The sequence below is a fragment of the Streptococcus sp. UMB0029 genome (assembly GCF_002871495.1).
Taxonomy (GTDB): domain Bacteria; phylum Bacillota; class Bacilli; order Lactobacillales; family Streptococcaceae; genus Streptococcus.
Window position 1 is genome coordinate 56532 of sequence record NZ_PNGD01000007.1, and the last position, 21154, is coordinate 77685.

The window sequence follows — 21154 nt, forward strand, 5'->3', positions numbered from 1 at the left end:
GGAGAAACCTATGTCTCAATACAAGATTGCTCCGTCAATTCTGGCAGCAGATTATGCCAACTTTGAACGTGAAATCAAACGCCTAGAAGCAACTGGGGCAGAATATGCCCATATCGATATCATGGATGGTCACTTTGTGCCACAAATCAGTTTTGGTGCAGGTGTGGTCGAAGCTCTTCGCCCCCATAGCAAGATGGTCTTTGACTGCCACTTGATGGTGGCGAATCCTGAACACCATCTGGAAGATTTTGCGCGTGCAGGAGCAGATATCATCAGCATCCATGTGGAAGCAACGCCTCATATTCATGGTGCTCTCCAAAAGATTCGTTCGCTCGGTGTTAAACCTTCTGTAGTTATCAATCCTGGTACGCCTGTTGAAGCCATTAATCACATTCTTCACCTAGTTGACCAAGTCTTAGTCATGACAGTGAACCCTGGCTTTGGTGGGCAAGCTTTTCTACCTGAAACTATGGATAAGATTCGTGAGCTGGTTGCCCTTCGTCAGGAAAAAGGTTTGAAATTTGAAATCGAAGTGGATGGCGGGATTGATGACCAAACTATTGCTCAAGCTAAAGAAGCTGGTGCGACCGTTTTTGTAGCAGGTTCCTATGTCTTTAAGGGAGAAGTCAATGAGCGAGTACAAACTCTCAGAAAACAACTGGACTAGAGTTGCTGTTTTTGCAGGCGGAGACCGCGGTCATTATCGGACGGACTTTGATGCTTTTGTTGGTGTGGATCGAGGCTCGCTCTGGGTCTTGGAAGAAGATTTGCCTCTTGCTCTAGCAGTCGGAGATTTTGATTCTGTGACGGAAGAAGAGCGACAGGTGATTCAAAAACGTGCCCAGCATTTTGTTCAAGCCCGACCAGAAAAAGATGATACTGATTTGGAATTGGCTCTCTTGACCATCTTTGAGAAAAATCCTCAGGCTGAGGTCACTATTTTTGGTGCTCTTGGTGGTCGTATTGACCATATGCTGGCCAATGTCTTTTTACCTAGCAATCCCAAATTAGCATCCTATATGCGCCAGATAGCGATTGAGGATGGGCAAAATTTGATTGCCTATTGTCCAGAAGGGACCAGTCAGCTAGAACCTCGCTCGGACTATGACTATCTAGCCTTTATGCCGGTTCGGGATAGCCAGTTGACTATTCTCGGTGCTAAGTATGAGTTGACAGAGCAGAATTTTTTCTTTAAAAAAGTGTACGCTTCTAACGAATATATAGATAGGGAAGTGTCAGTGACTTGCCCAGATGGCTATATGATTGTGCTGCATAGCAAGGACAGGAGGTAGGATGGAAAGTTTACTTGTTCTATTATTGATTGCCAACCTAGCTGGACTCTTTCTGATTTGGCAAAGGCAGGATAAGCAGGAAAAACATCTGACCAAGAGCTTGGAGGAACAGGCGGATCACTTGTCAGACCAGTTGGATTACCGCTTTGAACAAGCAAGACAAGCCAGCCGGTTAGATCAAAAAGATTTGGAAGTGGTTGTCAGTGACCGTTTGCAAGAAGTGCGAATGGAATTGCACCAAGGCCTGACTCAAGTTCGTCAAGAAATGACAGATAATCTCCTCCAAACTAGAGACAAGACCGACCAACGCCTTCAAGCCCTGCAGGAATCAAATGAGCAACGTTTGGAACAAATGCGCCAGACGGTCGAGGAAAAATTGGAAAAGACCTTGCAGACACGCCTACAGGCTTCCTTTGAGACAGTTTCCAAACAACTGGAGTCGGTCAATCGTGGTCTGGGAGAGATGCAGACAGTTGCCCGTGATGTCGGTGCTCTTAACAAGGTTCTCTCTGGGACCAAAACGCGAGGAATTCTGGGTGAATTGCAATTGGGGCAAATCATTGAAGACATCATGACCCCTGCCCAGTATGAACGAGAATATGCAACGGTTGAAAACTCCAATGAACGAGTGGAGTACGCCATTAAGCTACCTGGACAGGGAGACCAGGAATACGTCTACCTACCGATTGACTCCAAGTTTCCACTGGCGGATTATTACCGCTTGGAAGAAGCCTATGAAGCAGGTGATAAGGATGAAATCGAACGTTGTCGTAAGTCACTCCTAGCCAGCGTTAAGCGCTTTGCCAAGGATATTAAGAGCAAGTACATAGCGCCACCTCGAACGACCAATTTTGGAGTCTTGTTTGTTCCGACAGAAGGTCTCTACTCAGAAATTGTCCGCAATCCTGTCTTCTTTGATGATTTGAGACGGGAGGAGCAGATTATTGTCGCAGGTCCAAGTACCCTATCAGCCCTCCTCAATTCTCTATCAGTTGGCTTCAAAACCCTCAATATACAAAAGAGTGCCGACCATATCAGCAAGACCCTTGCTAGTGTCAAGACCGAGTTCGGCAAGTTTGGTGGCATTCTGGTCAAGGCACAAAAACACCTCCAACATGCCTCTGGCAATATTGATGAATTATTAAACCGTCGTACTACAGCTATCGAGCGGACGCTCCGTCACATTGAGTTATCAGAAGGTGAGCCTGCGCTTGATCTACTCCATTTCCAAGAAAATGAGGAAGAATATGAAGATTAGTCACATGAAAAAAGATGAGCTATTTGAAGGCTTTTATCTAATCAAGTCAGCTGACCTGAGACAAACTCGCGCTGGGAAAAATTACCTAGCCTTTACCTTCCAAGATGATAGTGGTGAGATTGAAGGGAAACTCTGGGATGCCCAACCACATAACGTTGAGGCCTTTACCGCAGGTAAGGTTGTCCACATGAAAGGACGCCGAGAAGTTTATAATAACACTCCTCAAGTCAATCAAATTACCCTTCGCCTGCCTCAGCCTGGTGAACCCAATGACCCAGCTGATTTCAAGGTCAAGTCGCCAGTTGATGTCAAGGAAATCCGAGAGTATATGATTCAGATGATTTTCAAAATAGAAAATCCTGTTTGGCAACGAATTGTCCGAAATCTCTACACCAAGTATGATAAGGAGTTCTACTCTTATCCAGCTGCCAAGACCAACCATCATGCCTTTGAAACGGGCTTGGCCTATCATACGGCGACCATGGTGCGCTTGGCAGATGCCATTAGCGAAATTTATCCTCAACTCAATAAGAGCCTGCTCTATGCAGGGATTATGCTACATGACTTGGCTAAAGTCATTGAGTTGACGGGGCCAGACCAGACGGAGTATACAGTCAGAGGTAATCTCCTTGGACATATCGCTCTGATTGATAGTGAAATTACCAAGACAGTGATGGAACTTGGTATCGATGATACCAAGGAAGAAGTCGTTCTGCTCCGCCATGTTATTCTCAGCCACCACGGCTTACTGGAGTATGGTAGCCCAGTCCGTCCACGTATCATGGAGGCAGAGATTATCCATATGATTGATAATCTGGATGCTAGCATGATGATGATGTCAACAGCTCTGGCTTTGGTGGATAAGGGAGAGATGACCAATAAAATCTTCGCTATGGACAATCGTTCCTTTTATAAACCAGATTTAGATTAATAATTTAAGAAAAACGAGCATTTTTAGGGTAAGAATGTTCGTTTTTTTATGTGAATATGGTATAATAGATAAAATATCAAAATTAAATGAAATGGGAAATAGAAATGAAATTAAGAAGAAGTGATCGGATGGTTGTCATTTCCAACTATTTGATTAATAATCCTTATAAACTAACTAGTCTCAATACTTTTGCTGAAAAGTATGAATCTGCTAAATCATCCATCTCAGAAGATATCGTCATTATCAAACGCGCCTTCGAGGAAATTGAAATCGGTCATATCCAGACAGTAACTGGGGCTGGTGGGGGTGTCATCTTCACACCATCAATCTCAAGCCATGATGCCAAGGAAATGGTTGAGGACTTGCGTGCTAAGTTGTCAGAAAGTGACCGTATCTTACCAGGTGGTTATATCTACCTGTCTGATTTGCTTAGCACACCAGCTATCTTGAAAAATATTGGTCGTATTATTGCCAAGAGTTTTATGGATCAAAAAATTGATGCGGTTATGACAGTAGCGACTAAGGGTGTTCCACTTGCAAATGCAGTTGCCAATGTCCTCAATGTTCCCTTTGTCATTGTGCGTCGTGACCTGAAAATTACCGAAGGTTCAACTGTCAGCGTCAACTATGTTTCAGGTTCCAGTGGTGACCGTATCGAGAAAATGTTCCTTTCAAAACGCAGTCTCAAGGCAGGAAGCCGTGTCCTGATTGTGGATGACTTCTTGAAAGGCGGAGGAACTGTCAATGGGATGATTAGTCTCTTGCGTGAGTTTGATTCAGAATTGGCTGGTGTAGCGGTCTTTGCAGACAATGCCCAAGAAGAGCGTGAAAAGCAATTTGACTACAAGTCACTCTTGAAGGTAACCAATATTGATGTCAAGAACCAAGCCATCGATGTTGAGGTTGGCAATATCTTTGACGAAGATAAATAAGAGATAGAACTAAAGGTTGGAACGATTGTCCCAGCCTTTCTTTGCAAATAGAATAGAAGGAAGCTTATGAAAACACCATTTATCAATAGAGAAGAGTTAGAAGCGATTGTTGCCGAGTTCCCAACTCCCTTTCACTTGTATGATGAGAAGGGGATTCGTGAGAAGGCAAGAGCTGTCAACCAAGCCTTTGCATGGAACAAGGGCTTTAAGGAATATTTTGCAGTTAAGGCTACTCCGACTCCAGCTATCTTGAAAATTCTCCAAGAGGAAGGTTGCGGAGTGGACTGCTCTAGTTATGTAGAGCTCTTGATGAGTCACAAACTGGACTTTCCAGGTTCTGAGATTATGTTCTCTTCTAACAACACGCCAGACAAGGAATATGCCTATGCGCGTGAATTGGGTGCGACCATTAACTTGGATGCCTTTGAAGATATTAAACATCTAGAGCATGCAGCAGGCATTCCAGAAATCATCTCATGTCGTTACAATCCTGGAGGTGTTTTTGAGCTAGGGACAGACATCATGGACAATCCTGGAGAAGCCAAGTTTGGCATGACCAAGGACCAGCTCTTTGAAGCTTTTGTCATCTTGAAGGAAAAAGGAGCCAAGACTTTTGGGATTCACTCCTTCCTAGCGTCCAATACCGTGACCCATCTCTATTATCCAGAGTTGGCTCGTCAGCTTTTTGAATTGGCTGTTGAAATCAAGGAAAAGTTGGGCATTTCGCTAGACTTTATCAATCTTTCTGGCGGTATTGGTGTCAACTATCGTCCTGAGCAGGAGCCAAATGATATTGCCTTGATTGGTGAGGGAGTTCGTAAGGTATATGAAGAGGTCCTTACGCCAGCAGGTCTTGGTCAGGTCAAGATTTTCACCGAATTGGGTCGTTTTATGCTCGCCCCTCACGGTGCTTTGGTCACAAGAGTCACTCATAAGAAGAAAACCTACCGTACCTATCTAGGTGTGGATGCTTCAGCAGTCAATCTCATGCGTCCAGCCATGTATGGCGCCTATCACCATATTAGCAACATGACTCATCCAGAAGGACCAGCTGAAGTGGTAGATGTGGTTGGTTCACTTTGTGAAAACAATGATAAATTTGCAGTGAATCGTGAACTGCCTCATACAGAAATCGGTGATTTGCTGGTAATTCATGATACAGGTGCCCACGGTTTTTCAATGGGCTACCAGTATAATGCTAAACTTCGTTCTGCGGAAATTCTTTATACTGAAGAAGGCAAAGCCCGTCAAATCCGCCGTGCAGAGCGTCCTGAGGACTATTTTGCAACCTTGTATGGTTTTGATTTTGAAGAATAAAATGATAATTAATTGAAAATGAAATTGAAAAACAGATTGCTTTCTAAAAAATAGGCAAAAATCTTGTTTTTCCTTCAAGTCATGATATAATAAAACTATAAAACGTTTTCAAGGAAGGTAACGATATGTCTGAAGAAACAATTGATTATGGACAAGTGACAGGAATGGTGCATTCAACGGAGAGCTTTGGTTCGGTAGACGGACCTGGTATTCGCTTTATTGTCTTTTTGCAGGGCTGTCACATGCGTTGCCAGTATTGCCATAACCCAGATACTTGGGCCATGGAGTCCAACAAATCACGTGAACGGACGGTAGATGATGTCTTGACAGAGGCATTGCGTTACCGCGGTTTCTGGGGGAATAAGGGTGGTATTACAGTCAGTGGAGGAGAAGCCCTCTTGCAGATTGATTTCCTGATTGCCCTCTTTACCAAGGCCAAAGAACACGGAATCCACTGTACCTTGGATACCTGTGCCCTTCCTTTCCGTAATAAACCACGTTACCTTGAGAAGTTTGACAAACTCATGGCTGTCACTGACTTGGTTCTCTTAGATATCAAGGAAATCAACGAAGAACAGCACAAGATTGTTACTAGCCAAACCAATAAAAATATCTTGGCCTGTGCCCAGTATCTATCAGATATTGGAAAACCTGTCTGGATTCGCCATGTGTTAGTTCCGGGATTGACAGATAGAGATGATGACTTGATTGAACTTGGTAAGTTCGTCAAGACCCTCAAAAATGTTGATAAGTTTGAAATTCTACCTTATCACACAATGGGTGAGTTCAAATGGCGTGAATTGGGAATCCCTTATTCGCTCGAAGGGGTCAAACCTCCAACAGCAGACCGCGTCAAGAACGCTAAAAAACTCATGGATACCGAAAGTTACCAAGACTATATGAAACGTGTACATGGATAAAAAGAAGCCTGATGGAAACATCGGGCTTTTAAGTTTATATATAAATAAAATAGACTTATTGCCTGAAATTATAGTAGCTTGAAATAGAATGCGAACAAATCAATTAGAGAATTTAAAGCAATTCTTAACTGAAAGCAGATTTTCTATTCTAAGCATTTCAGCAGAAAAGATTAACATTTCAGAGAAAGTCATAACATAGATATCTGAAATAAGCTAAACTATTTGTATCAAGATAAAGGAGGAAGTTATGAAAGCATTTAAAACATTGTTCAAACGTCATACATGGAATTTCGGTATTGTTAGCATTAGCTACAAGGTCAATCGTCGTGTGACAATTTAATAAATAGAATAACTAGTCTAATTAGATTAGTTATCAATCAGAGGAGATTATAAAGTCTCTTCTGATTGATAACTAAAGGAGATAATAAAATGAGCATAAATTTATTTACAATTTTTAGGACAATATGGTTAAGATCAGAAACAAAATTTTTATTTGCTTTTTCTCTACTTCCATTAGTAGTTCCTCTACTGACAAATAGTCCAGATATGGAAGTTTTTTATGTAGCAGGAGATAATGCAAGTTTTAGTTTTTTTGTTAGCATTGTATTTCAATCACAATTTAAACTTATTTTACCAACATTAATTTTTTCTTATATGATTTACTCTACTTTTCGAAATGAATTCAATTCTGGAATAATGTTTCTATACAAAGATTTACCGAAAAATAGAATTTTTCAAGCTAAGTTATTTTCTTTAATGGTTTTATACTGTCTATATACCTTGGTTACCTTATGTACATCATTGATAATTTTCTTTTTATTTTTAAATAAATCAAATATGTTATTCTCAGGTGATGAATTGTTAAGTAGAGAAATCTTAAGCATTTTCAGTACATTCTTTTCTAATTTAGTATCTATTTTAATTATGTCTTATACCTCGCTAAAAACGAATAGAGCAGCAACAATAGTTATCTCAATTTTCTTTGTTTTAGCTTCGATACTTTCTTCTAAGATGGGATGGATGGGTTATCTATTTCCCAATGCGTATATATCGCTATCAAATGTAAGTGCTTTTACAAATTTAGTTGCTATGTGTTTGTTGAGCATGGTCTATATGACAGTTTTCTATATTTTATCGTATAAAAAATTTAAAAAAATGGAGTTTTAGAGAATGAATGATAAAACGACAAAATTATCTACTGCGATATTAGCTTTAGGAATTTTGATGTTATCTATTGTTTTATATAGTATTTCTATGACTGGCTTAGTTTTTGTAGAGAAAGAGCAACTAGTCAGTGTTTATTTCTATCTTTTAGTTGTTTTAATGCCAGCTTGTTTTATCATACTCCCAAATTATATAGCCCAAAAATATCATTTATATGCTAGTTGTGAAATTAAATTTTCGTGGTATAAATTTATTTTTTTAACAGCCTTACTATTTCTTATAAATCTATTTTTTATTAAAGGTGAAGAATTTTGGTATCAAATGGTTATTGCTAGTTGTGAAGAGTTCCTGTTCCGCTATTGTTTATATCGTATTTTGCGAAATAATTTTTCTAAACCTCAGACATTACTAATATGCTCTTTACTATTTGGAATTTTACTACATTTGAATTATGACATTATAGATAATTTATTGATTCGGAGTCCAATTGGTTTTATACTAGGACTTGTGACTATGCGTTTTGGATTGCATTATTCTATTGCAGCGCATTGGCTTATAAACTTATTAGCTGCATTATTTCAATAAGGAGAAAATATGATTTCAATATTGTTACTTTGTTTGTATTATACAGTGTCTACACTATTCTTATTATTTTATTTACCAAATTTATCAGTTATGATACTTGCTTTAATTTTGTATTTATTCCCGATTATTATTCATGGTTACGTACTATATAATAGTAAAAATAAAAAGGATTTAATTTATAAAAGTATCAGTTTACCTATCATTTCAAGTGTGGCTTATATGATTTTTGCTATTTTGTCTGAAAAAATGTCTATTTGGAAAGTATTTGTGGAAAGAAATATCGTTGTATCAGATGAAATGACAGTGCAGATAGCTCAATCTCCTCTGGAGATGTCTCAGATTATTTTTGTGGTAATTTTATATCTGTCTATATCAATTGTTACTTACTATATAAAGAGTCAGAAAAATAAAAAAGGGAGTGAAAAATGTTAACAATTCATAATTTATCTAAAAAATTTGCAGGAAATGATTTCTATTCATTGAGAAATGTTAATTTGGAAATAAATAAGGGAGAAATTGTGGGGTTGATAGGTAAGAATGGGGCAGGAAAATCCACCCTCATGAAATTAATTGCCAAATCCCTGAAACCGACGGAAGGTGAAATTTATTATAATGAAGTTGAACTGAGTTCAAAAGATTGTTTGCTTCAGGATGTAGGAATTATGATTGATCCTGTATTTTATCCTGAAATGACAGTTGAAGATAATCTAAAATTTTATTTGAGATTGCATAACAAGAAAGAACTTTTCACAAATATTGAATCGACATTGAGATTAGTAGAGCTATGGGAAGTAAGGAAAAGAAAACCGAAGAATTTTTCTTTTGGAATGAAGCAAAGAACAGCTTTAGCAATAGCTCTTGTTGCAGAACCTAATTTTTTAATTTTAGATGAACCCTTTGTAGGATTGGATCCAATAGGTGTTCAAAAATTGATTGTTATTTTGAAAGAATGGGCTAGTCAGAGAAAGATATCGATGTTGATATCGAGTCATCAATTGAGTGAATTAGAATCTCTATGTGATCGCTATGTATACATAGAGTCTGGTTGTTTAGCTGATGAATTTTCTAAACCATCTGGAAGAGATGTATTGATTGAGCTGATAGATGATGAAAACATTTCAATCCTGGAATCTTATCTGTCAGATACTGTTTATATCGAAAATCAGTATTTAGTCATTTCTTCGCAATGTAGTAGAGGAGAATTAAATAAAGTTTTACAATTTTTGGGTGAAAAACAGATGATTTCTTCTATTAGTATGAAAGAAAATCAGTTAAAGAATATTTTTATGGAAAGGTAATGAAATGAAAGATATTTTTTTAGCTGTATTAAGCACAACATGGAATAGAAAAGAAAGTAAGCTATTTTTGCTTTTTAGTCTAATGCCTATTCTATATTTAGCTTCAACATTTATGGAAACAAGTTTTATGAATGTAACTTCAATAGAAAGTGGAGCAAAATTAAGTTTTTTAGAAATGTATGATGGTATTTTTAATCTTTCTTTCAATTCAACTCTACCAACCTTATCCTTATTTCTACTAATTTTGTCTGTAGTTAGAAGCGATATAGAATTACACCGACTTTTCTTATATAAGGATATAGAGAGGAAAAAGATTTTATTATCAAAAATACTAAGTATACTCTCTTTATTTGGTTTATTTATTTTGATTTTTTCTTTGCTAATGTTTGGTGTTTATTACTTAAGAGTTATCCATCTTCCTTTCGCTTCAGGAGAACTTTTAGGTCAGGATAGTTGGTTGGCCTTATTCTCTATTTTTGGAACGATTTTACATCATGTTTTTTATATATTTCTACTAACTATGATATCGCTGTTTTTCAGTAATGTTGCAAGTATTGTAAGTGGCATTATTCTACTTATTTTTACAGGGATTTTACCTCTATTTGGTAAAATTGGTTTGATTTTCCCAAATGGTTTTCGTTTATTAGCCGAAGAGGGTAATTTTCACTTAGCCTATATTGGAATTATTTCAATAACAACATTCTACTCACTTATGCTATTTTATTTTAGCTTAAAGAAATTTAGAAAGGTAGAATTTTAAAATGATAAAGCAAAAACAGTTTTATCAATATTTATTTCATTGTTTAGACAAACCAAGGTTCTTTATAGGTTTGTTCTTAAGTTTTATTAGCGCAGGAATGGGATTATTGATACCTCAGTTTATAGGTAAGATGATGGATATGTCGTTTTTGACATTTATTTTATTAAATCCGCTAATGCTAATAGGGATGCTATTATTCTTTTTATCTGTTTATACTTTACAGGCCATATCTTCTTATCTACTGGGAATGAGTGGAAATCAGGCTATGAAAAAGATGCAGGAAAGTCTTCATAGAAAAATTTTATCTTTGTCAATAACAGATGTTGAAAGATATCAAGCAGGAGATTTATCAAACCGATTAACAAATGATATGTCGGTAGTATTAAAATTAATTTCGGTAACTTTTCCACAGGTCATTATGAATCTATTTATTATTGTGGGGACTGCTTATTTTTTAGTTTCAATTAATTTTTATTTAACGCTAGTTAGTCTAGTATTAATATTGTGCCTATTATTTGTAACGCTTCCTATAAATGCTAAACTAGAAATGTGTTTTTTGGATCATCAAAATTTATTAGGAAAATTAGCAGGAGATTTAGGTCATAAATTTTCTAAGTTCAGATTAATCAAGTCAATGAATGGTGAGAAGCAAGAAATAAAGATTATGTCTAAAGTTTTTTCTGAACTTTTTAAGAATTTTAGAAAAATATTAGCAATTTCCTCTTTTCAAAGTGCCTTGTTAAATAGTGTAATCATGTTTTTTATCTTGATTATCATCTTAATAGCTGGATGGCAAGTTCAGGAAGGAATAATGACGATAGTGACACTGACTACTTTCATTATCTATGTCATGCAGTTACTGGAACCGACTTCTGAATTAATTCAGTCTTTAGATGATTTTGCTGAAGTAAAAGGGGTAGGAACACGTGTAGTAGAGTTATTTAATTTAGCTTCAGAAGATAATAATTTCTCTTATATAGAAGTAAATGACTTCTCTATTTCCTTTGATGCAGTTTCTTTCAGTTATTCAGAACAAGAAAAATATGTAATAGATAATTTAAGTTTTCATATTTCATCTGGGCAACATGTTGCAATTATAGGTCCAAGCGGTTCGGGTAAGACAACTCTATTTTCTTTATTGATGAAATTTTATCAATACGATGCAGGAGAGATATTGATTGGGGGAAAAAGACTGAAGGATTTATCTTCGGAGAATGTTCGTGATTTGATTAGTTATACTTCCCAAGATAATACTTTGTTTCATGGAACTCTAAGAGAAAATTTGAGTTATGGGAAAAATAGTAAGGTATCGGATGAGAGGATGTATTTTGTTCTAAAAGAATTAGACCTTCTTAGCTTGATTAATCACTTACCAAAAGGTCTAGAGAGTCATATACCTGATTCTGGTCAAGGTTTATCTGAAGGTCAGAAGCAGCGATTTAATATAGCACGTTCATTAATGCTTCCGAGTGATATCTATTTATTTGATGAAATTACTGCAAGTTTGGATGTAGAAACTGAGCGAATTATTACGAAGGCTGTAAATTCATTGACTGAAGAAAAAACACGACTAACAATTGCTCATCGATTATCAACTATCCGTGAAGCTGATATAGTGTTTGTTTTTGACGAGAATGGAAGAATTGTAGATAAGGGTAAACATGAGGAATTACAATTAAGAAATACTAGTTACCAAAGTTATCTACAGGAACTAAATTAAAGACATTAAATGAAACAAAATTTTAAAGATTTAAGATTCTATTTGCAATCTACTTGAAAGAGGGCAAAGAATTTTAAATCTTTTTTGATTTTTGAAATTCTGAAAAAAATCCGAAAATGAATGTGTAAGATATAGTTACGTTTAGAAATATTAAATAGAATAGGAGAACATCATGGAACAAAGTATTACCATTAAAAATTTATGTAAGTCATATGGGCAAACTCAAATTTTAAAAGATATTTCTTTTGAAGTAAAAGCAGGTAGAGTGACTGCTTTCCTGGGTCCAAATGGAGCTGGAAAAAGTTCAACCTTACGTATTTTATTAGGATTAGACAAAGCAACATCTGGTCTTACCAAAATTGGAGATCAAACTTATAAGGAATTAAAATTTCCTCTAAAGACTGTAGGAGCTTCATTTGACAGTGTAGGAGCTCCTGATGATCGGACTGTTTATCAACATTTGAAAATTGTTGCTGCTAGTAATGGGATATCTAGTCAGCGAATTGATCAAGTCTTGGATATGGTGGATATTAGCCATAAGAAAAAATCTAAAATTGGGAAATTATCATTAGGAGAAGGACAACGATTAGGAATTGCAACAGCTCTATTAGGAAATCCTCAGTATCTGATATTGGATGAACCGACAAATGGGTTGGATCCAAGAGGAATTCGGTGGTTTAGAGAGTTTATAAAAAAACAAGCTCAAGAAGGGAAGACAGTCTTGCTATCATCTCATATATTATCGGAAGCGGAAGCAGTAACAGATGATGTAGTTATTATAAATAAAGGAAAAGTTCTTATAAAAGGGACTTTACAAGAAGTGATGAAAAATCTTTCTTCACTAGAAGAAGTCTTCTTTAGTTTGACAGAGGGAGGAAAGTGACATGGCACTTATTTACTCTCTTCATTCTGAAATCTTGAAATTACTTTATAAGAGAGCTACTCATGTTGTACTATTCTTGATACTGGTATTTCAAACGTTTTTAGCAAATATTGGTGCTTCTCAGATTGTTTCAGTTGGTATCCATGCTACACCAGAGACAAATCCAGAATTAGCAGAAGCTATACCTCCTATTGAATTTTTAGGTTTTGATGTCACTTTATTTGGTGTTTTTATTATGATTATCCTAGGCTCAATTTACGGAGCCGAGGAGTATAAATGCTCTGCTATTCGTACAAGCATCCTCTCTATTACAAATCGAAGTACTTTCCTAGTTTCAAAAACATTAGTTTGGCTTGTATTTTCTTTTTTCATTTCCTTTCTATCAATATTCCTTACGATTAACATGACACATTATGTTTTAGGACAAGATGGCTTATTGCTTTTTTCACTAAATGGGAGAGTTTGGTTCTATATATTTTTAGCCAGTATAGCTTGGACCTTGTTGGGACTGCTGGCCTATATTATGGCTTTGACATTTAAAACAGCCATTGTTCCTCTATTATTTTTGCTTCCTCAAGTCTACAATTTAGGAACATTCTTAGCAAACTATATATCAGCTACAAAATTTCTTCCAGTTGCACTGGGGCAAGGATTGATTGCTACATCTCCTCAAATTTTAGAACAGAATAGTTTGCAACATATTTTCCTTTTACTTTGTTGGAATTTGTCATTCTTGGCTTTAGCAATCTACCGATTACTTAAGTCAGATATCGGAGGAGGTGAATAAGTTGAAAGAGCAACTTAAAAGTGAGTATCTTAAGTTTATGATGAATCCTTGGCACTGGTTGATTATAGGCGCTCTGATACTGTGTGTTCCAGCGATGGTTATTTTCTTAAATAGTAAGCCAGACCAGTTGACCCTACAGTTTGTTTTGGAACAGCTACTGCAAAGTCTCTATTTAGGACAGGCAGGTTTCGTTAGTTTAGCGGTTCTATTTATAGGTCAAGAATTTACAGGTTCTAGCCTTCGTACCAGTTTTCTTACATGTCCAAATCGTTTAAAATTTATAATCTGTAAACTAGCTATTGTATTATGTATGGAAATTGTATTATTGGTTGCTGTAATATCATTATGCATACTAATCGCGCAAGGTTACTACAATATCAATCTTTTGAGTAATATTAAACATGTTCTAACAATTCTATTTCCAGCTTGTATTTCTATTCTAACCTTCGCTCTTTTAAGTGGTATTTTTGTATTTATTTCCCAGTCTTTTATCTTAATTTTGGGGAGCAGTTTATCCCTTTTATTGGGCTTGGGACAAATGTTACTACAATTCAGTTCTTTTTTTAGAAATTTACCATTACTGGCTAGTATGAATTGTTTTTATACCTATCCATTGTCTCTTTATTATCCAGTGTGGCAAGGCTTAGGGATACAAATAGTTTGGCTATTAATTGTTTTTCTATTTGCTACACTGATACTCATAGGAAGAAATGTGCGCTAAAGACAGGGGATATCCTGTCTTTTTCTCAGTTAGTGTTATAATATGTTCAGGAGGGTGAGTTATGGCTTATAAAATTTTAGTGGTAGATGATGATCTTGCTATTCTTCGCCTAATAAAAAAAGTACTAGAATATGAAAAATATGAAGTAGTCATACGAAATAAGATAGAAGAGATTGATCTTTGTGATTTTACAGGATTTGACTTGATTTTATTAGATATTATGATGCCTGTTAGTGGTTTAGAGATCTGTCAGATGATTCGTGAGCAGATAACTGTTCCTATCTGTTTTATAACTGCCAAGGATATGGATGAAGATTTAGTAGCTGGAATCAATGCAGGTGCTGATGATTATATTATGAAGCCCTTTAGTATGCAAGAATTGTTAGCACGTGTTAAAATGCACTTACGTCGTGAAGAACGGATTAAAGGAAATGTTCATCAAATAAAGATTGGGAAGCTTATACTATATACGGATAGTAAGGAACTATTTGTAAACGATGATAAGATTGCTCTGACAAGGAGAGAATTTGACATAGTGAATCTTTTGGCAAGCAACCCAAGTAGAATATACTCTATAGAGGAAATTTATAATTATCTATATCCACAAAGTTCAGAAGCGCTTTTACGTTCGGTTTCAGAGTACATTTATCAAATTCGTCAAAAGCTGAAACCTTATCAATTAAATCCAATTAAAACCTTGTACGGTGGAGGATATCAATGGGTAGAATCAAAAGTTTTAGACAATTAATTCGAGAAACCTGTTGGAGAATTATTTGGCAGTTTAGTCTTGGCTTACTAATGGCCTATCTTATTCCCTTAGCTTCAGTATCTATACAAATAAATGAAGACGGGAAACCTCTAAAAAATAGTGGTGTTCTATCAATTTTTTTCAATGTGTCATCATGGATATATATTTGTATTTTATTGATTGTTCTAATAAGTTATCACATTGGAAAATTGTTGAAAAAACTGAGTTATGAAATGACTTTGATTTATGAAAATAGTATGTGGTTGGAGAAGGAATGTACAGAAAGTTTAATGGTTAAAGAATTTCGTGAGACAGGGAATCGGATTATTGTGATGCAAGATAGGATTCGACAATTAATAGTTGATGAGAAACAGCAGAAAGAAGATTTGATGTTTCAGGTTTCAGCAGCTTCTCATGATTTAAAGACTCCCTTAACCATTATTAAGGGGAATGTGGAATTTTTGCAGGCAATAACTGAAAACGACCAATCTCAAGAATGCTTAGCAGATATAGAAAGAGCTAGTCAACAGTTACTAGATTATTTCAATCAATTGATTCACTATTCTAAAACCTATTATGATGATGAGACAGGTTGGACGGAGTATTCCTCTTCAGATTTTATCAATGAATTAGAGAAAGAAGTCTCTTTTTTGATAAAAAATCAGATGAAGTTTTCTTTTGAACAAAATGTGAAAGGAACTGAAAGATATTATATAAATCCATCTCTTTTGATTCGTGCCATACAAAATATTTTAACAAATGCTTTGGAATACGCCGATAAACAGAATCCTAAAATTAAAATTAGAGTAGAGCAAGAGGAGAAAGAATTGAAAATAGGTATATGGAATAATGGCTCTGAATTTCCAGATGAAGTTTTAACTAATTTTGGGAAGCTCTTTTATCGTATGGATAAAGCTAGATCGGTTAAAGAGCAACATTATGGTATTGGACTAAGTTTTGTATGTAGAGTTGCAAAACTGCATAAGGGCAGGGTTGAGCTTAGAAATAGAGACGAGGGAGCAGAACTTTTAATAACTGTGAATTGTATTAAATCATAGTCATGCGAAGACTGTTCGTTTATGGGGCATTTTTTAAACGATGTGAGTGTCACATCTTTCTAAGAATCTTACTGACTACATAGATTTCATATGTGGATTCAAAGCAAGGCTTTGGCTAACTTTGTAAAGCTTCAGTGGGTACGTTTTGCTTCTTATTAATCAGTGTTTTTACTATTTTTGATATCGCAAAAAGACTTAGCAAACCAGCTAAGCCTTTTTCTTCTTATCTCGAACGTTGTTTTCCAGCGTTGCGATTTTTGTGTTTTTTCTTACTTGTGATAGCAGTTGGTTGTTCAGGGGTAACGTCTTTTCGTTCGTTTGTTGTTGAGAAAGAACTTGCTTTTAGTGGGGTCTTTGCCAGTTCTTCACGGACTTTTTTGCGAAGTTTTGGACGAACGATATAGTTGACGATAAACTGTTGGAGAATCATCATGAAACCACCGACAACCCAGTAAAGTGTGACACTGGCTGGTGAAATGAGGGAGAAGACGACAATCGTGATTGGGCTCACGTAAGCCATTTTCTTGATTTGTTCTCTTTGCGTTTCGTCTTCTACTCCGTGAAGTGAAAGGAGCGATTGAAGATAGTAAAGGACACCTGCGCAGGCAACCAAAATCATACTTGGAGAACCTAGAGGAATGCCTAGGTAGCTTGCTTGAGCAACCCCTTCAGTATGTTGGGCAGCAAAGTAAATTGCAGAGAAGAAAGGCATTTGAAGGAGGATAGGGAAGCATCCTACACCACCAAACATGCTGATGCCGTGTTCTTTTTGAGCGGCAAAGAGAGCTTGTTGGGCTTCGAGTTTTTCTTCTTGAGTAGTCGCTTCCTTGAGACGTGTTTGGTGTGGCTCAAGGACGTGCTTGAGGGCGTTCATCTTTTCAGAGTGAAGCGTTGCCTTCCATGATTGGTAGATACCAAGTGGCAAGATAATCAAGCGCACGATAATGGTTACGATAATGATAGCCATACCAAAGCCTAGACCTTTATCAGTAGCGAAGTACTTGATAGCTTCAGCCATAGGCGCTCCGAAAGTATTCCAAATAAATCCTGTTGGCTCTCCTGTTGCTTTATCGACGCTAACACAGCCAGTCAAGACAAGCAACATAGCCACTCCCATAGTCGAGAGTGCAAAACGTTTAATAGATTTCACTGTTTTTATTCCTTCTTAAAAAATTATACCTTTCTATTCTACTGTTTTTTTACAAAATATACAATAGTTCTAGAGACCTAATTTGCGATTTTAAAGTCAGGGTAGGGAGGAAAGTTGCTCAGTTGGACATCTAAGTAGCTGACTTTTGAAAAAGGTGTAGGTCCTTTTCGGATTTCTTGGATAAATTTCGCCATGATAGCGGATGAGTCTGCTTGGGCTAAGATTTCCACTGTGCCATCGTCATTATTCCATACCCGACCTGTGATGCCACCAATTTCAAGTGCCAAGCTGTAAACACCCCAACGAAAGCCGACTCCCTGTACCCTACCTTGGGCAATCATTCTAACCTTTTGCATACCAAACCCCTTTGATTGTGTTATAATATTTCTATGACTATTATAACCTCAAAAGCCAATTCTGTGGTAAAAAATGCCAAGAAATTACACCAAAAAAAATACCGCAAGTCTGCCTATTTGATTGAAGGCTGGCACTTGTTTGAAGAAGCTGTGCAAGCTGGGGTGACGATTGAGAAAATCTTTGCCTTAGAAAATTACCGAGATCAGTTAGCTGCTTTTCCGCAAACTGTCTGGGTGTCAGAGGATATTCTGCTAGATTTGGCGGATTCTCAGACTCCACAGGGAATCGTTGCGGTGGTTCAAAAAGAAGAAGTAGGACAAGCTGACTTTAGTCAGGGTAAGTTCTTGTTTTTGGAAGATGTGCAAGATCCTGGTAATGTGGGAACCATCATTCGGACTGCGGATGCAGCAGGCTTTACAGGAGTGATTGTTTCAGATAAGTCAGCAGACATATATAGTCTTAAGACCCTCCGTTCTATGCAAGGCAGTCATTTTCATCTGCCTATTTATCGAATGTCTAGTCAAACGCTTCTTGAGGAAGCTAAAAAGGCAGGTATCCCTGTGCTGGCAACCACTCTTTCCAAGAATTCTAAAGACTATCGTGACTTGCCTCATTTAGATCAATTTGTCTTGGTTATGGGGAATGAGGGTCAAGGAATTAGTCCTCTCATGGCTGAAAGTGCAGACCAGTTGGTCCACATTAGCATGAAGGGGCAGGCAGAGAGTCTCAATGTTGCAGTTGCAGCAGGTATTTTGATTTTCCATTTAAGCTAATTTTAACTTTCTTTGTTATAATCAAGGAAAGATGTTCATAGAAAAGGAGAAAAAGATGAATCACACTATTATTCACGACCGCGCAGGTCTCAATCAATTTTACGCTAAGGTTTATGCCTTTGTTGGTCTGGGAATCGGACTATCCGCTTTGGTATCAGGTCTTATGTTGACGGTCTTTCAGTCTCAGTTGGTTTACTTTTTGATGCAGGGGCGTCTCTGGTTGACCATTGCAACCTTTGCAGAGTTGGCCTTGGTTTTCGTTGCTAGTAGCATGGCTTCAAGGAATAGTCCAGCTGCTCTTCCAGTATTTTTACTTTACTCTGTTTTAAACGGATTTACCCTCAGTTTTGTGGTGGCCTTCTATACTCCAGGTACAGTTTTATCAGCCTTTGTGTCGAGCACCCTTCTCTTCTTTGTCATGGCGGCAGTCGGAATCTTCACTAAGAAAGACTTGAGTGGTCTTGGTCGAGCGATGATGGCAGCTCTTATCGGTTTGCTGATTGCCATGGTAGTTAATATTTTCTTGGCTAGCGGTTTCTTTGATTATATGATCAGCGTAGCCATGGTTTTGGTCTTCTCTGGGCTTATTGCTTGGGACAATCAAAGAATTCGCTATGCTTATGAACAATCGCAAGGTCGAGTAGCGACAGGTTGGGTTGTGTCAATGGCTCTCAGTATCTATCTTGATTTTATCAATCTTTTCCTAAGTATTTTACGTATCTTTGGTCGCAATGATTAAAAGGTCTATGAAATCAGTGTTTTGAGTGACACTGATTTTTTTTTAATTTTCTCTTTTCTTTTTTGGGAAATAGGTGTATAATGCTTTTAATTAAATTTTTGAGGAGTAGCCTATGAAGAAAAGTTTTATCCATCAACAAGAAGAAATTTCTTTTGTCAAAAACACTTTTACCCAGTATTTGAAAGATAAGCTAGAAGTCGTCGAAGTTCAAGGTCCTATCTTGAGCAAGGTCGGTGACGGGATGCAGGATAACCTGTCTGGTGTGGAAAATCCAGTATCCGTCAAGGTTTTGCAGATTCCTGATGAAACCTATGAAGTGGTTCATTCGCTTGCTAAATGGAAACGCCATACCCTAGCTCGTTTTGGTTTCGGTGAGGGTGAAGGTCTTTTCGTCCACATGAAAGCACTTCGTCCAGACGAAGACTCGCTGGATGCAACCCACTCTGTCTTTGTGGATCAGTGGGACTGGGAAAAGGTCATTCCAAATGGTCAACGTAATATTGCCTACCTAAAAGAAACAGTTGAGAAGATTTATAAGGCCATTCGTTTGACAGAACTAGCTGTTGAAGCTCGTTATGACATTGAGTCTATCTTGCCAAAACAAATCACTTTCATCCACACAGAAGAGTTGGTAGAACGCTACCCAGACTTGACACCGAAAGAGCGTGAAAATGCTATCTGTAAAGAATTCGGAGCTGTCTTCTTGATTGGTATTGGTGGCGAGTTGCCAGACGGTAAACCGCACGATGGACGTGCACCAGACTATGATGACTGGACAAGCGAGTCTGAAAATGGCTACAAGGGTCTTAACGGCGATATTCTTGTCTGGAATGAGTCTCTAGGTGGAGCCTTTGAGTTGTCTTCTATGGGAATCCGTGTAGATGAAGAAACTCTTCGTCGCCAGGTTGTCATCACAGGTGATGAAGACCGCTTGGAATTGGAATGGCACAAGGCATTGTTGAATGGCTTATTCCCATTGACAATCGGTGGAGGAATTGGACAATCTCGTATGGCCATGTTCTTACTTCGCAAGAAACATATCGGAGAAGTGCAAACAAGTGTTTGGCCTCAAGAAGTCCGCGATACTTACGAAAATATTTTGTAGAGGAGTCTGTGACAAAATAGTTCTCAGCCACAAAAAAGCTAGAGATTCCCAATTGCGGAACTCTAGCTTTTTATACTCAATTATATTCAAAAAGCAACCTTGTCCATTGTCTGCTGACAGTGGACTTTAAAACATTTTTTTCCAATCCTTGAATAACTTCTTGAAGCTTATCAATGACGGCTTCCAATGTTGGGAAAGCCTTATTTTTAAAACCTCGTTTTCGAATTTCTTTCCAGACTTGTTCAATAGGGTTCATTTCTGGTGTATAAGGTGGGATAAAAGCCAAGTCAATATTACTTGGAATCTCCAAGGTACTTGATTTATGCCATATAGCATTATCCATTACAAGTAACATATAGTCATCTGGATAAGCTTGTGAGACTTGCCGTAGAAATTCATTCGTCCACTCAGTATTGCATCCTCCGGCAATGAGGAAAAAGGAATCTCCTGTCTGAGCATCTACTGCCCCATAACAATAGCGATATTCTCGTATATAATGACTAGGAATGCTAGGTCGAATTCCTTGAGGAGCCCAACAAGAACTCATCTTACTGATTCTCCCGAAACCAGCTTCATCTTGGTACATCAATCGTACTTTGTTATAATACTCTTCGAAAATCAAATTCAAACCACGTCAGCGTCGCTTTACCGTACTC

Annotated in this window: 23 protein-coding genes and 1 pseudogene; 21 read left to right on the forward strand and 3 right to left on the reverse strand. The window is 37.3% G+C overall.

Annotation, left to right across the window (positions count from 1 at the left end):
• The first annotated feature begins 10 nt into the window (after positions 1 to 10).
• The 18 genes from rpe to CJ239_RS05995 all read left to right on the forward strand — a co-directional run bounded on the left by rpe (position 11) and on the right by CJ239_RS05995 (position 16374).
• Positions 11 to 667 carry a ribulose-phosphate 3-epimerase gene (rpe, locus tag CJ239_RS05910; RefSeq protein WP_102210868.1) on the forward strand — a complete coding sequence of 219 codons (657 nt, stop codon included), beginning with the start codon at positions 11 to 13 and terminating at the stop codon, positions 665 to 667.
• Positions 630 to 1292, forward strand: coding sequence for a thiamine diphosphokinase (locus CJ239_RS05915; RefSeq protein WP_102210869.1), 663 nt, complete (start codon positions 630 to 632; stop codon positions 1290 to 1292). Before rpe ends, CJ239_RS05915 begins: the two co-directional genes overlap by 38 nt.
• 1 nt (position 1293) lies before the next feature.
• Positions 1294 to 2550 (forward strand): DNA recombination protein RmuC, encoded by a 1257-nt coding sequence (rmuC, locus tag CJ239_RS05920; RefSeq protein WP_102210870.1) that lies wholly within the window; start codon positions 1294 to 1296, stop codon positions 2548 to 2550.
• Positions 2540 to 3481 carry a 3'-5' exoribonuclease YhaM family protein gene (locus tag CJ239_RS05925; RefSeq protein WP_102210871.1) on the forward strand — a complete coding sequence of 314 codons (942 nt, stop codon included), beginning with the start codon at positions 2540 to 2542 and terminating at the stop codon, positions 3479 to 3481. Before rmuC ends, CJ239_RS05925 begins: the two co-directional genes overlap by 11 nt.
• Positions 3482 to 3585: 104 nt before the next feature.
• Positions 3586 to 4413, forward strand: a complete 828-nt coding sequence (gene purR, locus CJ239_RS05930) for a pur operon repressor (RefSeq protein ID WP_004238844.1) — start codon at positions 3586 to 3588, stop codon at positions 4411 to 4413.
• A 66-nt stretch (positions 4414 to 4479) separates the two neighbouring features.
• Positions 4480 to 5730, forward strand: a complete 1251-nt coding sequence (locus CJ239_RS05935) for a diaminopimelate decarboxylase (protein ID WP_102210872.1) — start codon at positions 4480 to 4482, stop codon at positions 5728 to 5730.
• A gap of 125 nt (positions 5731 to 5855) precedes the next feature.
• Positions 5856 to 6650, forward strand: a complete 795-nt coding sequence (gene pflA, locus CJ239_RS05940; protein WP_001288286.1) for a pyruvate formate-lyase-activating protein — start codon at positions 5856 to 5858, stop codon at positions 6648 to 6650.
• A 429-nt stretch (positions 6651 to 7079) separates the two neighbouring features.
• Positions 7080 to 7817: a hypothetical protein gene (locus tag CJ239_RS05945; RefSeq protein ID WP_102210873.1), complete on the forward strand. Its 738-nt coding sequence runs from the start codon at positions 7080 to 7082 to the stop codon at positions 7815 to 7817.
• Positions 7818 to 7820: 3 nt separating this feature from the next.
• Positions 7821 to 8399, forward strand: coding sequence for a CPBP family intramembrane glutamic endopeptidase (locus tag CJ239_RS12145; RefSeq protein WP_257994462.1), 579 nt, complete (start codon positions 7821 to 7823; stop codon positions 8397 to 8399).
• A gap of 9 nt (positions 8400 to 8408) precedes the next feature.
• On the forward strand, positions 8409 to 8831 hold the full coding sequence (locus CJ239_RS05955; protein WP_102210874.1) for an Msa family membrane protein: 423 nt from the start codon (positions 8409 to 8411) through the stop codon (positions 8829 to 8831).
• Entirely contained in the window at positions 8825 to 9697 is an 873-nt protein-coding gene (locus CJ239_RS05960) for an ABC transporter ATP-binding protein (RefSeq protein ID WP_102210875.1), read from the forward strand. Before CJ239_RS05955 ends, CJ239_RS05960 begins: the two co-directional genes overlap by 7 nt.
• Before the next feature lie 4 nt (positions 9698 to 9701).
• Positions 9702 to 10457, forward strand: a complete 756-nt coding sequence (locus tag CJ239_RS05965; RefSeq protein ID WP_102210876.1) for a hypothetical protein — start codon at positions 9702 to 9704, stop codon at positions 10455 to 10457.
• A 1-nt stretch (position 10458) separates the two neighbouring features.
• A complete protein-coding gene (locus CJ239_RS05970) occupies positions 10459 to 12177 on the forward strand; it encodes an ABC transporter ATP-binding protein (protein ID WP_102210877.1) in 1719 nt (572 codons plus the stop codon).
• A 172-nt stretch (positions 12178 to 12349) separates the two neighbouring features.
• Positions 12350 to 13060 (forward strand): ABC transporter ATP-binding protein, encoded by a 711-nt coding sequence (locus CJ239_RS05975; protein WP_102210878.1) that lies wholly within the window; start codon positions 12350 to 12352, stop codon positions 13058 to 13060.
• 1 nt (position 13061) lies between these two features.
• Entirely contained in the window at positions 13062 to 13847 is a 786-nt protein-coding gene (locus CJ239_RS05980) for an ABC transporter permease (RefSeq protein ID WP_102210879.1), read from the forward strand.
• A gap of 1 nt (position 13848) precedes the next feature.
• Positions 13849 to 14568: an ABC transporter permease gene (locus tag CJ239_RS05985; protein WP_102210880.1), complete on the forward strand. Its 720-nt coding sequence runs from the start codon at positions 13849 to 13851 to the stop codon at positions 14566 to 14568.
• 61 nt (positions 14569 to 14629) lie between these two features.
• Positions 14630 to 15316 (forward strand): response regulator transcription factor, encoded by a 687-nt coding sequence (locus tag CJ239_RS05990; protein WP_102210881.1) that lies wholly within the window; start codon positions 14630 to 14632, stop codon positions 15314 to 15316.
• Positions 15286 to 16374 carry a sensor histidine kinase KdpD gene (locus CJ239_RS05995; RefSeq protein ID WP_102210882.1) on the forward strand — a complete coding sequence of 363 codons (1089 nt, stop codon included), beginning with the start codon at positions 15286 to 15288 and terminating at the stop codon, positions 16372 to 16374. Before CJ239_RS05990 ends, CJ239_RS05995 begins: the two co-directional genes overlap by 31 nt.
• Positions 16375 to 16597: 223 nt before the next feature.
• Here CJ239_RS05995 and yidC read toward each other — a convergent pair whose 3' ends face one another.
• Positions 16598 to 17524 (reverse strand): membrane protein insertase YidC, encoded by a 927-nt coding sequence (gene yidC / locus CJ239_RS06000; RefSeq protein WP_102210883.1) that lies wholly within the window; start codon positions 17522 to 17524, stop codon positions 16598 to 16600.
• Positions 17525 to 17601: 77 nt separating this feature from the next.
• Positions 17602 to 17880 carry an acylphosphatase gene (locus CJ239_RS06005; protein ID WP_020903085.1) on the reverse strand — a complete coding sequence of 93 codons (279 nt, stop codon included), beginning with the start codon at positions 17878 to 17880 and terminating at the stop codon, positions 17602 to 17604.
• A 33-nt stretch (positions 17881 to 17913) separates the two neighbouring features.
• On the opposite strand from CJ239_RS06005, the gene CJ239_RS06010 reads away from it, so the two are divergent.
• From CJ239_RS06010 to asnA, 3 genes are all read left to right on the forward strand, one after another.
• The gene (locus CJ239_RS06010) at positions 17914 to 18654 is read left to right on the forward strand and encodes an RNA methyltransferase (RefSeq protein ID WP_102210884.1); all 741 of its coding nucleotides are present in this window, start codon (positions 17914 to 17916) and stop codon (positions 18652 to 18654) included.
• Between the two features lie 55 nt (positions 18655 to 18709).
• Positions 18710 to 19393, forward strand: a complete 684-nt coding sequence (locus tag CJ239_RS06015) for a Bax inhibitor-1/YccA family protein (RefSeq protein ID WP_102210885.1) — start codon at positions 18710 to 18712, stop codon at positions 19391 to 19393.
• A gap of 112 nt (positions 19394 to 19505) precedes the next feature.
• Complete coding sequence (asnA, locus tag CJ239_RS06025) at positions 19506 to 20498, forward strand: aspartate--ammonia ligase (RefSeq protein WP_042900310.1); 993 nt, start codon at positions 19506 to 19508, stop codon at positions 20496 to 20498.
• Between the two features lie 76 nt (positions 20499 to 20574).
• Here asnA and CJ239_RS06030 read toward each other — a convergent pair.
• Positions 20575 to 21102 (reverse strand): annotated as a pseudogene (locus CJ239_RS06030) (IS630 family transposase); the annotation flags it as partial.
• Positions 21103 to 21154: the final 52 nt, after the last annotated feature.

Coding starts and splice junctions, on each gene's coding strand:
- CJ239_RS05980 (WP_102210879.1), top strand. CDS start 13,062: ATGGCACTTATTTACTCTCTTCATTCTGAAATCTTGAAATTACTTTAT.
- CJ239_RS12145 (WP_257994462.1), top strand. CDS start 7,821: ATGAATGATAAAACGACAAAATTATCTACTGCGATATTAGCTTTAGGA.
- CJ239_RS05945 (WP_102210873.1), top strand. CDS start 7,080: ATGAGCATAAATTTATTTACAATTTTTAGGACAATATGGTTAAGATCA.
- CJ239_RS05965 (WP_102210876.1), top strand. CDS start 9,702: ATGAAAGATATTTTTTTAGCTGTATTAAGCACAACATGGAATAGAAAA.
- CJ239_RS05975 (WP_102210878.1), top strand. CDS start 12,350: ATGGAACAAAGTATTACCATTAAAAATTTATGTAAGTCATATGGGCAA.
- CJ239_RS05970 (WP_102210877.1), top strand. CDS start 10,459: ATGATAAAGCAAAAACAGTTTTATCAATATTTATTTCATTGTTTAGAC.
- CJ239_RS05925 (WP_102210871.1), top strand. CDS start 2,540: ATGAAGATTAGTCACATGAAAAAAGATGAGCTATTTGAAGGCTTTTAT.
- rmuC (WP_102210870.1), top strand. CDS start 1,294: ATGGAAAGTTTACTTGTTCTATTATTGATTGCCAACCTAGCTGGACTC.
- CJ239_RS06015 (WP_102210885.1), top strand. CDS start 18,710: ATGAATCACACTATTATTCACGACCGCGCAGGTCTCAATCAATTTTAC.
- CJ239_RS05995 (WP_102210882.1), top strand. CDS start 15,286: ATGGGTAGAATCAAAAGTTTTAGACAATTAATTCGAGAAACCTGTTGG.
- CJ239_RS05990 (WP_102210881.1), top strand. CDS start 14,630: ATGGCTTATAAAATTTTAGTGGTAGATGATGATCTTGCTATTCTTCGC.
- rpe (WP_102210868.1), top strand. CDS start 11: ATGTCTCAATACAAGATTGCTCCGTCAATTCTGGCAGCAGATTATGCC.
- CJ239_RS05935 (WP_102210872.1), top strand. CDS start 4,480: ATGAAAACACCATTTATCAATAGAGAAGAGTTAGAAGCGATTGTTGCC.
- CJ239_RS05960 (WP_102210875.1), top strand. CDS start 8,825: ATGTTAACAATTCATAATTTATCTAAAAAATTTGCAGGAAATGATTTC.
- pflA (WP_001288286.1), top strand. CDS start 5,856: ATGTCTGAAGAAACAATTGATTATGGACAAGTGACAGGAATGGTGCAT.
- CJ239_RS05915 (WP_102210869.1), top strand. CDS start 630: ATGAGCGAGTACAAACTCTCAGAAAACAACTGGACTAGAGTTGCTGTT.
- CJ239_RS06005 (WP_020903085.1), bottom strand. CDS start 17,880: ATGCAAAAGGTTAGAATGATTGCCCAAGGTAGGGTACAGGGAGTCGGC.
- purR (WP_004238844.1), top strand. CDS start 3,586: ATGAAATTAAGAAGAAGTGATCGGATGGTTGTCATTTCCAACTATTTG.
- CJ239_RS05955 (WP_102210874.1), top strand. CDS start 8,409: ATGATTTCAATATTGTTACTTTGTTTGTATTATACAGTGTCTACACTA.
- asnA (WP_042900310.1), top strand. CDS start 19,506: ATGAAGAAAAGTTTTATCCATCAACAAGAAGAAATTTCTTTTGTCAAA.
- CJ239_RS06010 (WP_102210884.1), top strand. CDS start 17,914: ATGACTATTATAACCTCAAAAGCCAATTCTGTGGTAAAAAATGCCAAG.